12 protein-coding genes are annotated in these 15,795 nt (G+C 46.7%); 11 read left to right on the top strand and 1 reads right to left on the bottom strand.

Annotated features, from left to right (window positions below):
- Window positions 1-18 precede the first annotated feature (18 nt).
- The 11 genes from F4V51_RS19500 to F4V51_RS19450 all read left to right on the top strand — a co-directional run bounded on the left by F4V51_RS19500 (window position 19) and on the right by F4V51_RS19450 (window position 14,522).
- Window positions 19-1,854: a cache domain-containing sensor histidine kinase gene (locus F4V51_RS19500; RefSeq protein WP_153979305.1), complete on the top strand. Its 1,836-nt coding sequence runs from the start codon at window positions 19-21 to the stop codon at window positions 1,852-1,854.
- Complete coding sequence (locus F4V51_RS19495; RefSeq protein WP_153979304.1) at window positions 1,855-3,105, top strand: response regulator; 1,251 nt, start codon at window positions 1,855-1,857, stop codon at window positions 3,103-3,105.
- Window positions 3,102-4,724 (top strand): beta-N-acetylhexosaminidase, encoded by a 1,623-nt coding sequence (gene nagZ, locus F4V51_RS19490; RefSeq protein WP_153979303.1) that lies wholly within the window; start codon window positions 3,102-3,104, stop codon window positions 4,722-4,724. Before F4V51_RS19495 ends, nagZ begins: the two co-directional genes overlap by 4 nt.
- 264 nt (window positions 4,725-4,988) lie before the next feature.
- The gene (locus F4V51_RS19485) at window positions 4,989-7,241 is read left to right on the top strand and encodes a stalk domain-containing protein (protein WP_153979302.1); all 2,253 of its coding nucleotides are present in this window, start codon (window positions 4,989-4,991) and stop codon (window positions 7,239-7,241) included.
- A 367-nt stretch (window positions 7,242-7,608) separates the two neighbouring features.
- Window positions 7,609-8,073 carry a Fur family transcriptional regulator gene (locus tag F4V51_RS19480; RefSeq protein WP_095290387.1) on the top strand — a complete coding sequence of 155 codons (465 nt, stop codon included), beginning with the start codon at window positions 7,609-7,611 and terminating at the stop codon, window positions 8,071-8,073.
- Between the two features lie 2 nt (window positions 8,074-8,075).
- Window positions 8,076-8,333, top strand: a complete 258-nt coding sequence (gene yidD / locus F4V51_RS19475; protein ID WP_095290389.1) for a membrane protein insertion efficiency factor YidD — start codon at window positions 8,076-8,078, stop codon at window positions 8,331-8,333.
- A 433-nt stretch (window positions 8,334-8,766) separates the two neighbouring features.
- Complete coding sequence (metG, locus tag F4V51_RS19470; RefSeq protein ID WP_153979301.1) at window positions 8,767-10,797, top strand: methionine--tRNA ligase; 2,031 nt, start codon at window positions 8,767-8,769, stop codon at window positions 10,795-10,797.
- Between the two features lie 363 nt (window positions 10,798-11,160).
- Window positions 11,161-12,096 carry a metal ABC transporter solute-binding protein, Zn/Mn family gene (locus F4V51_RS19465; protein ID WP_236146826.1) on the top strand — a complete coding sequence of 312 codons (936 nt, stop codon included), beginning with the start codon at window positions 11,161-11,163 and terminating at the stop codon, window positions 12,094-12,096.
- 56 nt (window positions 12,097-12,152) lie between these two features.
- The gene (locus F4V51_RS19460; RefSeq protein ID WP_095290554.1) at window positions 12,153-12,911 is read left to right on the top strand and encodes a metal ABC transporter ATP-binding protein; all 759 of its coding nucleotides are present in this window, start codon (window positions 12,153-12,155) and stop codon (window positions 12,909-12,911) included.
- A 46-nt stretch (window positions 12,912-12,957) separates the two neighbouring features.
- Entirely contained in the window at window positions 12,958-13,761 is an 804-nt protein-coding gene (locus F4V51_RS19455) for a metal ABC transporter permease (protein ID WP_153979299.1), read from the top strand.
- A 47-nt stretch (window positions 13,762-13,808) separates the two neighbouring features.
- Window positions 13,809-14,522 (top strand): cytochrome c biogenesis CcdA family protein, encoded by a 714-nt coding sequence (locus F4V51_RS19450; RefSeq protein WP_153979298.1) that lies wholly within the window; start codon window positions 13,809-13,811, stop codon window positions 14,520-14,522.
- 136 nt (window positions 14,523-14,658) lie between these two features.
- Here the strand turns inward: F4V51_RS19450 and splB are convergent, their stop codons facing one another.
- Window positions 14,659-15,729, bottom strand: a complete 1,071-nt coding sequence (gene splB, locus F4V51_RS19445; protein ID WP_095290398.1) for a spore photoproduct lyase — start codon at window positions 15,727-15,729, stop codon at window positions 14,659-14,661.
- Window positions 15,730-15,795: the final 66 nt, after the last annotated feature.

Below are 15,795 nucleotides of genomic sequence, written 5' to 3'. Positions count from 1 at the left end.
TTATTGGGGAGAACGGATATGAACTTGCGCATGAAGCTGGCCTTGGCATTTCTGCTGTTAATTATTGTACCGATGTGTGCACTGGGTATCGGGATGTTCCTGGTTACCTCACATACAATTGAGAAGAAATACAACCAACAAGCCGAATATGCCCTCCAGGCCATTAGTTACAATATCGAAAATGTTTTTCAGCAGATAAACAATGTCACGGATAACGGGATCGCCACGTCGGTATTTCAAATGGCACTCAACGCCAAAGACCCGACCAAGCAGGATCTCGGGACCGGTAATCAATTATCGCTCAATGCCAGCCAGCGCAATTTCCGATCTCTTCTATATAACTATCCGTTTATTAGCTATGCTTTCTTATATGATCTGCGTTCGTCCCAGAACAATCAGATTGTCTCCATATTTACCAAGGAAAATTTTGAAACGCTTCCTTTTCAGCAATTCAAGGTACACCCTTTATTTCAGGAAATCCATCAGCTTAACGGCGTGCCCAAATGGCTTGCCCCGCTTGAATATCCCGAACTTACCGGCAACGATCCTGTCTTTACGCAGATCAGGTTAGTGAAGGAACTCAGTTATTTTCAAAATATCGGAATTCTGGTGGTACAAATCAAAAAGGGGGAGATTGATCGCATCTTCCGGCATTTGCAGATCAGTGATTCCGCTCAAAATACGTCCTTTTTATTAATTAATGAAGAAGGTTTGGTCGTCTATGACCCATCCGGGCGGTACAGTGGGGAGAAGATGGAGAACCTCGGCGTAAACGCGGCCAGTTATGGACCCGGCTTCAGCAGCATCCGGACCGTATTTGATGGCACGGAGAGTATCCTGTCCCAGTATCATCTGAAAAACTACGGTTGGAGTTTAATCAGTGTAACCTCGTGGGAAGCGTTGTCGGCCGAAACCAATGTGTTTGCAGGCTGGTCGGTGATTATTATTCTGGTCTGTCTTCTTGCTGCGATGGTCTTCAACCTGTTTTTCATGAATCGGATAACCGGCAATATTGCGGTACTGGTCCGTTTCATGCGGCGAGTCGAGGATGGTGACTTCAACGCACGGGTTGAGGGTAAGGGATTCGATGAGATGCAGCTTCTGGCCCATGGATTCAATGAATTGCTGGACAGGATTGGAAGCCTGTTTCGCCGTGTGCGGGCAGAGCAGCAGCAAAAGGCCAAGGCTGAACTGCGTGTGCTGCAGGCTCAGATCAAGCCACACTTCCTGTTCAATACATTGGAATCTATCAACGGGCTGGCGATGCGAGGAGAGGGACGGAAAGTCAGCGAAATGGTAAACCGTCTTGGCAATATTCTTCGGATCAGTATTCAGGATCAGGAAGAAATTCCACTGGGCGAGGAAGTAAGGCATCTCCAGAGTTATCTTGAAATTCAGCAATACAGATTCAGCGAATTGTTTACGTACGAAGTGCATATTCCTACTCATTTATATGCATCCTCCGTACTTAAACTGACCTTGCAGCCTTTAGTAGAAAATAGCATTCAGCATGGCTTTGAGGGTATTGAGTACAAGGGAGTACTTCGAATCAGTGCGTTTGAGCTTCACCATAATCTGATACTGCAAGTGGAGGATAACGGACTTGGCATTCCCCAGGAAATAATGGGGAGATTCGAATACATGGCAGAAGATCCTCCGGAACATTCGCATGCAAAGGAAGGGGAGCATTCCCTATCCTCCATGGCTGAACGCCGGGGACTTGGCTTACGAAGTGTGGCGGATCGGATACGAATTCGATACGGGGCGGGATATGGCATATTCATATGTTCTGCTCCAGGACATGGGACAGTGATTCAATGCATAATTCCACGATATGAGCAGGGGGATGCCTAGATGAATCTGACGGCAATGATTGTTGATGATGAGCTGCCGATTTTGGAAAATTTGAGACTGATCCTGCCCTGGGAGGACATGGGGATTGAAATTACAGGCACGGCCAGAAGTGGAATAGAAGCACTGGATAAGGTGGCTGATTGCCATCCTGACATTATGCTGTGCGATATCCGCATGCCTACCATGGATGGTTTGGAACTTATTCGAATTCTGCGCGAGCGGGGTGAGTCATGTGAAATTATTTTGCTGACCGGATATCAGCAGTTCGAATATGCCCGAACGGCCATCCGATACAATGTACATGAATACATATGCAAACCCATTGATTATTCGGATCTGGAGAACAAATTACGTGAGCTAACTGAACAAATTATTCAGAAGCGAGTAACAAGTGAGTCTGAACGCCATCGAAGTATAGAAATGGAAAACTGGATCAGGCACAAACATGTGACCGACTTGCTGCGGGGTGAAAAGGAAAACCTGGCATGCTTCCCCGTGCAAAACTCGGAAACGTTGCCTTCTGCTGATCGCTATGTCCTGATTCTTGTGGATGCAGAAGGTTATTTCCGCCATTCCATGGGCTGGACAGCTGACCAGCATCAGCAGTGGCATGATGAAATTCATACCAATCTTAGAGATCTAACCGAAATAATCGAAGGAAGCATCATAACTCACGTCCGTAAGGGAGAATGGGGGATATTGCTCAAGGCTTCGCTTGGATGGGAGACCAGAGCAGATCAACTAGCTCAGCGTATTCAAAAGAGACTTAATGCCATCTTTGCTGTTGACTCAGCAATGAAGGCAAGGATTATTCTTGACGATACGCCCGTATGTCTGGACCACCAGATTATTGAGCGATACCGGCACTGTCAGAAACAAAGTGCCTCGCGTCCTTCAGTTTCGGAATGGATCAAGTCTGCATGTGAGTATATGGATACACATCTGGATCATGATCTTGGCATAGATGAAGTAGCGGATTGGCTTGGTATTAGTTCAAGTTATTTTTGTCAGCTGTTCAAAAGCCATGTCGGGGTTACATTTGTTGAATATATGACCCAGAAACGGATGGAAACAGCAGCGATGTTATTGAGTACAACGGAATGGAGCATTACGTCGATTGGGGAAGCCACGGGTTATAAAGAGCGGCGTTATTTCTCGAAGGTATTTCATAAACATTTTCATATGAAGCCGTCCGAATATAGGCAAAGCCATAGAATAACCACTTCATTGGAGGAGGAAATGCAGACATGAGCTCATGGGGACATTTCACACTGGAGCAAAAGGTAGGTCAGCTGTTTATGTGCGGCTTTCATGGACAGCACGTGGACGAACAGATTATGCGGTTGATACAGGACTACCATGTTGGGGGTGTTATTTACTTCAGGCGCAACGTGGAAAGTGTGGAACAATTGACCCGTTTGTCTGCCGAGCTGCAGAGCTTGGCCGCAAAAAGCAGTGAGCTGCCGCTTATGATCTCGGTAGATCAGGAAGGCGGTATGGTTGCGAGAATTGATAAGGACGGGATTACCCGAGTGCCGGGAAGCATGGCTCTTGGCGCAACGTGTAATCCGGATTACACGTATCAATGTGCACGGATCCTTGGGACCGAGCTTAAGCGGATTGGGATCGATATGAACCTTGCACCCGTTGTTGACGTGAACAATAACGTTCTTAACCCGGTGATAGGCGTGCGATCCTATGGAGAAAATGCGGAGAACGTCGCCGTCCATGGTGCGGCAGCCATTGCTGGATATCAGTCCAGTGGCATAGCTGCAACGGCGAAGCATTTTCCGGGGCATGGAGATACGGCCGTAGATTCACATCTTGGCATGGTAACGGTTCCGCATGAATGGCAAAGGCTGGAGCAGGTGGAGCTGCGGCCTTTTCGCCGGGCCATTGAGGCAGATGTGGATGCCATCATGACCGCACATGTGATTTTCCCGGCCATTGAACCTGAGCCTATTCCCGCAACGTTGTCCCGTAACGTATTACATAAATTGCTGCGCGAACAAATGGGGTTTAAAGGGATTATTATTACAGATTGTCTGGAGATGCACGCAATATCCAAACCATATGGGGTTGCGAATGCAGCTGTTCGTGCAGTTAAGGCGGGAGCAGATTTGATTCTGGTCAGTCATACCCTGGAGGAGCAAATTGCAGCTATAGATGCAGTGGTGGATGCGGTCCGCCATGGAGACATCGAAGAGCAGATCATTGACCTGGCGCTGGAGCGTGTCGTGGAATGGAAGCAAAAACGCTGCGATAGCCAATCAAGTCAACAATCAAGTGATCAATCAAGTCAACAATCAAGTGAACAATCAAGAATGCCATATTCGTTGTCATCTGTTCCGGAGAAGTTGCTGTTAGATGAAATTGCATCCAAAAGCATTACTGTAGTGCATAATGACGGTGTACTGCCATTAAAGCCGGAACAAAATGTGTTGGTTGTATGGCCTGAGGTTGTCCAGCGAACAGAGGTAGATGAACCCTGGTCCCATTCGGATTCACTTGGGATGGTGCTTGGGCAAATCAAAAATCATGTTCGTGAGCATAAGATAACAACACAGCCGTCATATGAAGAAGCAGAACGAATTACTAAAAGTGTAATGGAGGGTGAACAAGTCATTGTATGCACGTACACTTCAGCCGGGGTCCTTCCCAAAGGTCAGCGTTACTTGATTGAACGGCTGAGTGTAAACCATTCATTAATTGTCGTAGCTTTGCGTAATCCCTATGATCTGCTGGAAATGCCAAGGCCAGGAGCTTACGTATGTACTTATGAAAATACACCTGCCGTGGTACGTGCACTTTCCTTGTTAATTACGGGTGAACTGAATCCGAGTGGAAGCTTGCCCGTCCGATTAAGTTAACTTTAAAGGGATAAAGACAGCCTTACTATTATGTGGTGATATCCATCCATATAATGGTAAGGTTTTCTTTATTGAATCACCAATTGAATCTTTGAATGATGATGAAATGATAACTAACTATTTTCATAGTGTTTTCGCTCTATTAAAACTTTACATTTCTAATCTATTATTTTTAGCAACTTTTCCCGGTGACAAGCGTCTAATAGTATGACTTTTTGAGGGGGATATTAATAAAATGGGAGCAGAAGGAGCCAAAGAAAAAGAATGAATTTGAAGAGGAAATTGTCTATACTTACCGCTTTAGCTGTTTTTCAGGCGTTTGCAGCCATTCCTGCGAATGCACAGGCAGCTGATCAGAGCGATTCGACACCAGTGAATACAGCCAAAGTTAAATCCGTTGAGGTTATTAAGAAAGAACAAACCATAGCGGAATCCGAAGTTAAAGATCAATCAGGTACACAGACATCCGATAACGATACAACAGAGGAGACGAATCCTGGATCCACGGATTCATCAGGTACGGACGTTACTCCAGTTGACCCTGCAGCTCCTGCTGAGTCTGAAGATGCAGAAGGTACAGAGGAAGAAGCGCCAGCACCTACACCTGTAGAAGTTGAGCAGCCTTCCACTAGTGGTCAGTCCGGCACTGCCGGTGGAGACCTGACGCTGTACATGAACAGCAATAAAATGGTGCAAGATGGCAAGACATACCTAGCCGGACAGCCGATGGCTGTCAAAAATGGTGTATCCTATGTAGCGATCCGCGCGCTGGTTGACCGAGTTGGCTATGATGTGAAGTACGACAACACGACCAAGGAAACGATTATTATTAGCGGGGAAGATGAGCTGCGTTTCAAGACCAACAGCAAAATCTATACCGTTAATGGTGAAGCAAGAACGATGAAGGGCGCTGCTTACCAACAAAAGAATACGTTTATGGTGCCGCTGACTTCAATTACACAGGCACTCAACATTACTTATACAGTGAACCAATCCGCCAAAACGGTGGTATTGAAACTGAGTACCAAACCGGTAGCCAGTTTCACGGTACCCAAAGAAGTTTTTGCCGGTGACAACGTAACATACACAACGAAATACAGTTCTCCGAAAGGACTGGACATTGTGGATGAGCGCTGGACTGGCCGTCAGGATTCGTTCGACCAACCAGGTACATATACGGTAACGTATGCTGTCCAGGATTCAAGCGGTCAATGGAGTGATCCTTACTCTGTCACAATCCAGGTCCAAAAACCAAATCTTCCCCCTGTAGCGATGTTCACTACAGACAAGGAAGAGTACAAAATGGGTGAAAAGATCACCTACATTGATCAAAGCACAGACGACGAAAACGCGATTGAGACAACAGAGTGGGACAACAACGCACTGGCATTCTTTGTTCCAGGGCCGAAGACCATTACGATTACAGTTACAGACAAACACGGTCTGAGTGACAGCTATTCCAAAATCATCAATATCACGGGCGAAACGTTGTACACTCTCTCTGATTTCAATCAATTGTTCACACCGGTTGGTGGGAAGTTCACCTTCAATGGTGGAGAAGTCCCTGCCATGGAGAAGGTTCCATACACTTACTATGATGAGCAAAGCATTCTGATTCGCAGTAACAGTCCGGAAACGGTCAACAGCGAAGGAATTGTCTATAAGGAATCTTCGATTGGACAAACACGTTTTATGATTCACCACGTGAATAATACAGGCAAAAACGTAAAAATGTACGTTGTGGCTACCAACAACAATATGTATCCGGCAACATTGGAGCAGCAAAACATGGGCTTCGCAGGTCCATCTCCGTTTGCTACTGTAGCTGGGAAGCTATCGATTGACCGCTGGTTCAAATCCATGCAGGAAGGCACTGGCAAATTGGACGTTGTCCTGCAGCCAGGAGAGAGCAAACTGGTTCTTACGGAACTTAGTGCTCTGCCGATGAAGAAGGGCCAGGTAATCTCCCTGTACTCCGATGTATTCAGCGATTACAGACTGGATTACAACATTATTATGATTGAAGAAAACAAGGATCCGCTGGAAGTATGGTCTACGCTGCCAGTACTGGATCGTGACGGTGTTCACAACCGGGGAACTTACCCGAATGCAACACGTGTCATCACGTATGATCAAGAAGTAGGTTCGAAGCCTTCCCGTCTTCCGCTTGGTGACAATGCAAGTGATCCAAACCTGGTCGGAACAGACCCTATGGCTTACACAGATGCTTCCAACGCCGGTAACTTTGGTGTGCTTTATAAAATTACACTGAATAACGTAGCACCGCGTACGCTGATCTCGTTCAACCCTCGTGGTGGTAAATATTCAGGTGTGGCACTGGTTAACGGACAGGTTGTACAAATTTCCGAGGGTAAATCCTTGAGTGCTCCTAACGAGCAAAGTGTACTCTATCGCACAGGCTCATATGGTGAGAGTGTTACCATTCTGTTTTCAGCGGCACCAGGAAGCAATCTTCCTGTAAATCTGCTGTTCACCCCGCTTCCGGCTGAGAAGTAATCTTGACCAGGCAACAAGGAACGGACGGTTTGGAGTGAAAGCTTATATGTCATATACCCGATCACCCCAAAAGTCGCCCGAAGAAATGATCTTCTGAACCGTCAGAGAAGGACTCCATGTGAATGGGGTCCTTTTTAATGATCTGACGTGAACAGTGCGCCAGTCGTTTCGTTGACTCTAATCCGAATTTGAGGCATTATTAGAATTATAATAACAAGCATGGTATCAGCGTTGCATCATTGTAATTCCCATGAAGTCAATGGGTAACATCTGGACGAACAAACCTTAGTAATCTGGCTTTTTGCTAATTTGGATTTGCTCTCAGGATGTATGCATAATGCTTGTATGACAGGAGGTGCTTGAAGTCATGCTGTCGACAGAACAGATAATTAATACTATGTCCTCACAGGGACTTCGCATTACGGATCAGCGGAAGACACTGGCCCGGTTATTTGCCGAATCTCCTGGGTATCTTACACCCAAGGACGTCTATGAATATATGGGTAAGACTTACAGCGGACTGAGCTTTGACACGGTGTACCGGAACCTGCGCGTCATGCAGGATTTGGGTGTGCTGGAGCAGGTTATTTTTGAAGACGGTGTAAAATTCAGAGCGCATTGCAGCGAAGACCACCATCACCATCACATGATCTGTCTGAAATGTCAGAAGACCTATCCGATCGTTTTTTGTCCGATGCAGCTGGCAGATGCTCCAGAACAGTTTCAGGTTGTGGATCATAAATTCGAAGTGTTCGGATACTGCAAAGATTGTGCGGAATACGCTCCGGCGAAAGTGTCCACTGGGCATTCACACAATCACGGGAAACACTAACCATGAAGCTATCCCGCAGAGTGGCACAGGCGCCGATTCGGGTATATCGAAATTATATTTCTCCCTTGAAACCACCTACATGTCGCTTCTATCCGACTTGTTCCGCATACGCAATGGAAGCGATCGAGGTTCATGGCGCAATTAAAGGCTCGCTGCTGGCTGCCAAGCGTATCGCAAAATGCCATCCGTTTCATCCCGGTGGTGTTGATCTGGTTCCGCCAAAGACAGAAAAAACGATTATGGTACATGATGAGGGATGAAGGTGGAGTCATGAACGGCATGATCGGATGACAAGGTCGTAGTTGTACTGCTGCCGACTTGACAAAGAGGGCAGCAGTTCAGTATATTTTTCGTATAATGATTTCCAGTGAAGGGATAAGTACAGACACACCCCCAGTGCAGAGAGCCGGATAAGCTGAGAACCGGTCTGGGAGGAGGATGGAATATGGTCCCGGAGGAACCTCTTTCGAGCGTGCAGTCGTGTATGTAGACGCTGTCGTAAGGCTGAGGCGTGATCCAGCGTTAATGGGCGGTCGAAGGACCGGCAGAGCCTGTGTTTTGCAAAAAGCACGGGGAATTTGGGTGGTAACACGTGAGATCTACTCTCGTCCCATAGGGGCGGGAGTTTTTTGTGTTCTTTTTTAGCTAAGAACGCAAAAGCAAGCATGACATATGAAGGAGGAGAAGTCTTTCATGACTGATCAAAAAACATTTTATCTGACGACGCCGATTTATTATCCGAGTGACAAATTGCATATTGGGCATGCGTACACAACGGTAGCTGGAGATGCAATGGCTCGTTACAAACGTCTGCGCGGTTATGCAGTGCGTTACCTGACAGGAACCGATGAGCACGGACAGAAAATTGAACGCAAGGCTCAGGAGAAGGGGCAGACACCACAGGCATTTGTAGACGACATCGTTGTAGGCATCAAGGAGCTGTGGAACAAGCTGGATATCTCCAATGACGATTTCATTCGTACAACGGAAGAACGTCACAAAACAGTTGTACAGGATATTTTTGATCGTTTGCTTAAACAGGGAGATATCTATAAGGGTGAGTACGAGGGCTGGTACAGCATTCCAGATGAAACCTACTACACGGAAACCCAACTGGTTGATGTGGAGAAGAATGAGAAGGGTGAAATTGTCGCTGCTAAAAGTCCGGATAGTGGACACCCGGTAGAACTTGTCAAAGAAGAATCCTATTTCTTCCGCATGAGCAAGTATGCAGATCGTTTGCTGAAATATTATGAAGAGAATCCTGGTTTTATTCAGCCGGAATCCCGCAAGAACGAGATGATCAACAACTTTATCAAGCCCGGTCTGGAAGATTTGGCTGTTTCCCGTACAACGTTTGAATGGGGCGTAAAAGTCAAAGGCGATCCAAAGCACGTCGTATATGTCTGGATTGATGCATTGTCCAACTATATTACGGCTCTCGGTTACGGATCATCCGATTCATCACTGTATGACCAGTTCTGGCCTGCAGATGTTCATCTGGTAGGTAAGGAAATCGTTCGTTTCCATACCATCTACTGGCCAATCATGCTGATGGCACTAGACCTGCCTTTGCCGAAAAAAGTATTTGCGCATGGTTGGTTATTGATGAAGGACGGCAAAATGTCCAAATCGAAGGGCAATGTCGTTGATCCAGTGACCCTGATTGACCGTTACGGCCTGGATGCACTGCGTTATTATCTGCTGCGTGAAGTTCCATTTGGTTCGGATGGTACGTTCACTCCAGAGAGCTTTGTAGAGCGCGTGAACTCGGATCTGGCCAACGATCTGGGGAACCTGCTCAATCGTACCGTTGCGATGGTGGATAAATATTTTGAAGGCAAGGCACCTGCATTTACTTCAGGCGTAACGGAATTCGATGCTTCACTGGAAGAAGCTGGCCTTGCAGCGGTGGATAAAGTGGAGCAGGCGATGGAAAATCTGCAATTTTCCGTTGCACTGACTGCAATCAGTCAATTTGTTAGCCGGAGTAACAAATATATTGACGAGACACAGCCTTGGGCTCTGGCACGCGATGAAGCGAAACGGGATGAACTCGCATCCGTTATGTCTCACTTGATCGAAAGTTTGCGTATTGCTTCCATCTTGCTGCAGCCGTTCCTGACTCGTGCTCCGCATAAAATCTGGGAACAGCTCGGTATTCAGGAGGGCGAACTTACAGCTTGGGATACGTCTAAGCAATGGGGTGTAATACCAGCGGGTAATGCTCTGCAAAAGGGAGACCCAATCTTCCCACGTCTCGATTCAGAGCAGGAGGTTGCGTATATTGCTGAAGCCATGACTGGAGGCAAAAAAGCGGAACCGCAAGCGGATGGCACACAAGGTAATGCTGGCGATTCTGCGCAAGCATCCGAACCCGTGACTGCACCTGAGGGCAAGGAAGAAATCGGCATCGACGATTTTGCCAAAGTGGAACTGCGTGTAGCACAGGTTATCGCCTGTGAACCAGTCAAAAAAGCCGATAAGCTGCTGAAATTGCAGCTGGATCTCGGTTATGAGCAGCGTCAGGTCGTATCAGGCATCGCCAAGTTCTATTCCCCGGAAGAGATGGTTGGACGCAAGGTCATTTGTGTAACGAATCTCAAACCGGTAAAATTGCGCGGTGAGCTGTCCCAAGGGATGATTTTGGCGGCATCTCATGGAGACCAATTAACACTGGCTACGGTACCGGACAATATGCCTAATGGTGCTCAAGTAAAATAAATTTTGCTGAACATGTAGTCCGATGCTTGATTATATGAAGAATGAAGGTGACCCGATGCTATCGGGTCGCTTTTTTTCTTTCCTCTTGATTGCCCCGCTAATAACGTAGGAAAACAAGCATATACTGTTATGAACTCTGCGCTCCAGGGGAGAATAAATAGGACCCGACCGCTTGACAACCACGTTCAGGTTACCTATAATTCTTTCAGTAATGTTTACGATTAAGAGATGCGGAGTGAAGCAATAGTGAAATGGTATAATGAAACAACTCAAACCAGGGGTGCCCGGATACAGCATACAAGCAAACGTGGCCAAACCAGAACGAAATGGTTATGGAGCAGCTTGCTTATTCTCAGTTTGCTCATGTTGTCGGCGTGTGGACAAAGTAATTCGGAAAGTGCCAAGATCGAGGAAGGCAAAGTGAATGTGATCACGAGTTTTTATCCTGTATATGCATTTACAACAGCTATCGGCGGTGAAGACGCAAACGTTATTAATTTGCTGCCAACCGGTGTTGAACCACATGACTGGACGCCAAAGAGCCAGGACATTGTAAACACCTCCAAAGCCCAATTGTTCCTATACAACGGTGCAGGCCTTGAAGGATGGGTACCTAACTTTCTCAAATCCCTTAACAGCGATACCCAAGTGAAGTCTGTGGCTGTAAGTGATGGAGTGAGCTTGCTGACGGCTGAAGGTGATGATGGGCATAACCATGGAGAAGAGCATGAAGACGAACACGCGGAAGAAGCAGGCACAGAGGACGTTGCAGACCATCACGTGGACCCTCACACATGGGTAAGTCCCAAGTCGGCTATCGTGATGGCTCAAAATATCAAAAATAGTCTGGTCGAAGTAGATCCTGATCATCAGGATGGTTACGAACAGCGCTATGAAGAACTTCGTACCAAACTCGAAGCGCTCGATCAGCGCTTTACGGACGAATTATCCAACGTCTCCAATAAAGAAATTGTTGTGTCCCATCAAGCATTTGGATATCTTGCACGTGATTATGGTTTGACACAGCATGCCATCATGGGGCTATCTCCGGATGCCGAACCAACAGGTCAGGATATTGTGAATCTGTCCAAGCTTGTGAAGGAAGAGGGCATCAAGTACATTTTCTTCGAAGAGCTGGTCTCCGACAAATTGGCCAAAACACTCGCTGGCGAAGCCGGTGTGGAAACGATGGTGTTGAATCCGGTTGAAGGGCTTACCAAGGAACAGGCAGCCAATGGGGATGATTATTTCACCCTGATGGAGAAAAATTTGCAAAATCTGCTGATCGCATTAAAATAAGATAGACTGAAGGATTCGTTTTGCAATCCTTATATATAATGAAGGGCGGCTTTGCCATGCAGCAAATCATGCCACTATGTCATGATCCAATCATTGAGATTGAGAAGTTATCTTTCTCTTACGGTGACCAGCGAGTGATCGAAAATCTTGATTTTATGGTCAAGGAACGGGATTTTGTCGGTATTATCGGTTCAAACGGAGCGGGAAAAACGACACTGCTGCGCATGTTGGTGGGACTGCTGCCTCCAGCGCAGGGGGACATCAAATTGTTCGGACAGTCGATTCGCAGATTCAAGGATTGGGAACGGATCGGCTATGTCCCGCAAAAAAATGCATTTAACCCATTGTTCCCTGCAACCGTGCGGGAAGTGGTCATGTCTGGTTTGTACAACAATAAGAATATGTTCCGCCGGATGACGCGCAAATCACAGCAGCAGTGCACGGATGCACTGGAGGTTATGCGTATCGAGGATCTGGCAAACAAACGGATTGGACAATTGTCCGGAGGACAGCAGCAGCGTGTGTTTTTGGCACGTGCGCTTATTAATCATCCGGATTTGTTGATTTTGGACGAACCTACAGTCGGGATTGACGCCGAGTCTCAAGCAAGTTTCTTTGAGCTCATTACCCATATGCATGAACACCACCGGATGACGTTCCTGATGGTTTCACATGATATGGACCGAATGGAGAACTATCTTGGTTCAGAAGCGGCTGCAACCAACGGAAAAATCAACTTTCATGTTCGTCATTCGCATGAGGTGGAGGATTGTGCCGAGACCAATTTGCAGCATACTACTGCCCTGGTACGATAATGATATTGTACAACTAGATTAGACAAGGCTGAAGGAGTCGTGTGTTTTGGAGATTTTAATGAGTGATTTTTTTCAGCGTGCACTGGCAGGGGGATTGCTGATCGGCATTACAGCTCCACTGATCGGACTGTTTCTGGTGCTGCGGCGTTTGTCCATGATCGGGGATACGCTATCTCACGTTACGATTGCCGGGGTTGCCCTCGGCTTTTTGATTGAGGTTTATCCGATTGCGGTGGGACTTGTCTTTGCTGTGCTCGCATCCTTTGCTATAGAGAAGCTGCGCAAGGCATATAAGACTTATGCCGAGTTATCCATTGCTATAATCATGTCAGGTGGCGTCGCGCTTGCTTCGTTGTTCTTTACACTGGGCAAAGGGTACAATACGGATGTAATGAGTTACTTGTTCGGCAGCATTTATACATTGGACTCTACCGACTTGAAGTTGGTTGGAGTGGTAACGCTGATTGTAGTCATCGTTGTTGCGCTGCTACATAAGGAGTTTTTCCTGCTCAGTTTTGAGGAAGACGCTGCGGCAGTTACAGGTCTGCCTATAAAATTGCTTAACATGCTGATTACGGTGATGACGGCTCTGGTGATTAGTACTGCGATTAAGATCGTGGGGGCACTGCTGGTGTCGGCACTATTGACCATTCCTGTAGCCGTAAGTTTGCTTATGGCTCGCAGTTTCAAGTCGGCCATTATACTCTCGGTTGTTATCGGGGAGATTGCAGTAGTCATTGGTCTGGTGGTAGCGGGAATTTGGAATTTGGCTCCAGGAGCAACGATTGTATTATTGCTTATCATGATGCTCATTCTTACGATGATTGGAAAAAAAGGGTTCCGAGCCTGAAGAAATACGCGTGCAAGTGAGCCCCAGGGAAGGGAGACCACCGCTTCATGCCTGATGTTAATGTGTGGCTGGCTTTTATCGCAGGATTGGCTTCATTTATATCACCGTGCTGTCTTCCACTGTACCCTTCGTATTTATCCTACATCACGGGTATGACAGTACAAAGGTTAAAAGACGATCGCAATCAGCGTGAAGTTCGGTTTAAAACTTTAACACACACGCTGGCGTTTATTTTAGGATTCTCGGCTGTTTTTTACTCGCTTGGACTTGGAGCAGGATTGTTTGGACAATTTTTCAATGATAACCGTGATTTGATCCGTCAGTTATCTGCTATTTTAATCATGCTCATGGGTTTATTCCTGCTAGGGGTATTCAAACCGCAATTTCTGATGAGAGAGCGCAAGATGGACCTCAAATGGAAGCCAGCAGGGTACCTGGGCTCTTTTATTTTCGGAATTGGTTTCTCGGCAGGCTGGTCGCCGTGTATCGGTCCTATCCTGACAGCAATCATTGCGATGGCTGCGAGTGAACCGACAACCTGGCTGGCCTTGATCACCGGCTATACGGCAGGATTCGCATTACCTTTCTTCATCCTTGCCTTTTTCATCGGTTCAACACGCTGGATCTTGCGATATTCGAATGTGATGATGAAAGCTGGTGGAGCGCTGATGCTGTTTTTGGGTGTGCTGCTATTCACGGATCAGATGACCAAAATCACCATTTGGCTGCAGCAGATTACACCCGATTGGATGATTATCTGAGCAAAGTATCCGTTAAGGCCATTGATCAATTTAATGTAAGAAAATATGCAAAGCAGGCTACATGAAGGCCAGAGCACATTCTGTCCCATGTAACCTGCTTTTTTGATCGCCACTACCGTAGATATGATGTCAGTACTTAAGTGAAGTAATCAATGTTTGCTAACGGGAAGTGTTCAAAAATTTGCTCTGTGATGAACTCACGCAGTGCGTCCTGTTGGTCATCCTTGTACACATATTTATACTGCCCCCAACGGCCCCACTTCATTTTTCGTTTCTCAATATCCATTTCGAGTTTGGTTTTGGGGTAGCGTTTCTCAATGGTGGCTTTTGCCGTTTTGGTGAATCGATGCTGAATCATTTCAAACGTTAGATCCTTCGTGGCATCTTCCGGGAGCGTGTCGGCAAGCTTCTGTAAAAGCTCCGCATATCCTTCCTGCCATCCGTCATACCACATGATGGGAGCGATGATAAACCCTAACGGGTACCCCGCATGCGCTATTTTGCCTGCGGCTTCAATACGTTCTTCAAACCTTGAGGTAGCAGGCTCGAAGTTCTTGATGACATAATCCGAATTGACACTGAACCGGATGCGGGTATGCCCGTTATGTTTAATATTTAATAATGGGTCCACGTGATGATATTTCGTCACAAACCGCAAACGTCCGTATTCCTCGTCCGCCATAAAACGGATCAAATCACTCAAATTTTCGGTAATGTGCTCGAGTCCTACCGGATCTGAAGTACAGGCTGCTTCAAATCGGGTAATTTCAGGTGCCCGCTCATCGATATAGCCTTTGGCCGCCTGAATGATCTCTTCGGTATTTACATACACCCTGACGTAAGGCTTGGCTCCAAGCGTGGTTTGAAGATAACAATAATGACAATGGCCCATACATCCCGTGGAGATGGGGATCGCATATTCAGCGGAAGGTTTGGACTGATCAAATTTGAGTGTTTTGCGCACACCTACGACCAGGGTTCGCTTCGCCATCCGGTATTTTTCCTGCTCTGTTTCACCAGGCAGATTGGTGATCCGGTTATGGGAAGTCGTCATCTGATATGGAATTTCTTTGGAAGTAACCCATTCCATAATCCGTTTGCCCTTCTCATATTCCAGCGCACCGGGTTCAAAATAGACCAAATCGGGAATAAAGGGTTTAGTACCTTTTGCTTTGCGAACCGGGGGCTGCGCTACACTTGTACTCACGGAATCACTCCTTTCAATAGGAACTTGCTTAGTTTGCCTCACATGGGCGGAAGTCACCCTTGCCAA

This window comes from Paenibacillus xylanilyticus, from assembly GCF_009664365.1.
Taxonomy (GTDB): domain Bacteria; phylum Bacillota; class Bacilli; order Paenibacillales; family Paenibacillaceae; genus Paenibacillus; species Paenibacillus xylanilyticus_A.
The sequence above is the reverse complement of the archived record's forward strand: the minus strand, read 5'-3'. Positions and strand labels throughout refer to the sequence as shown.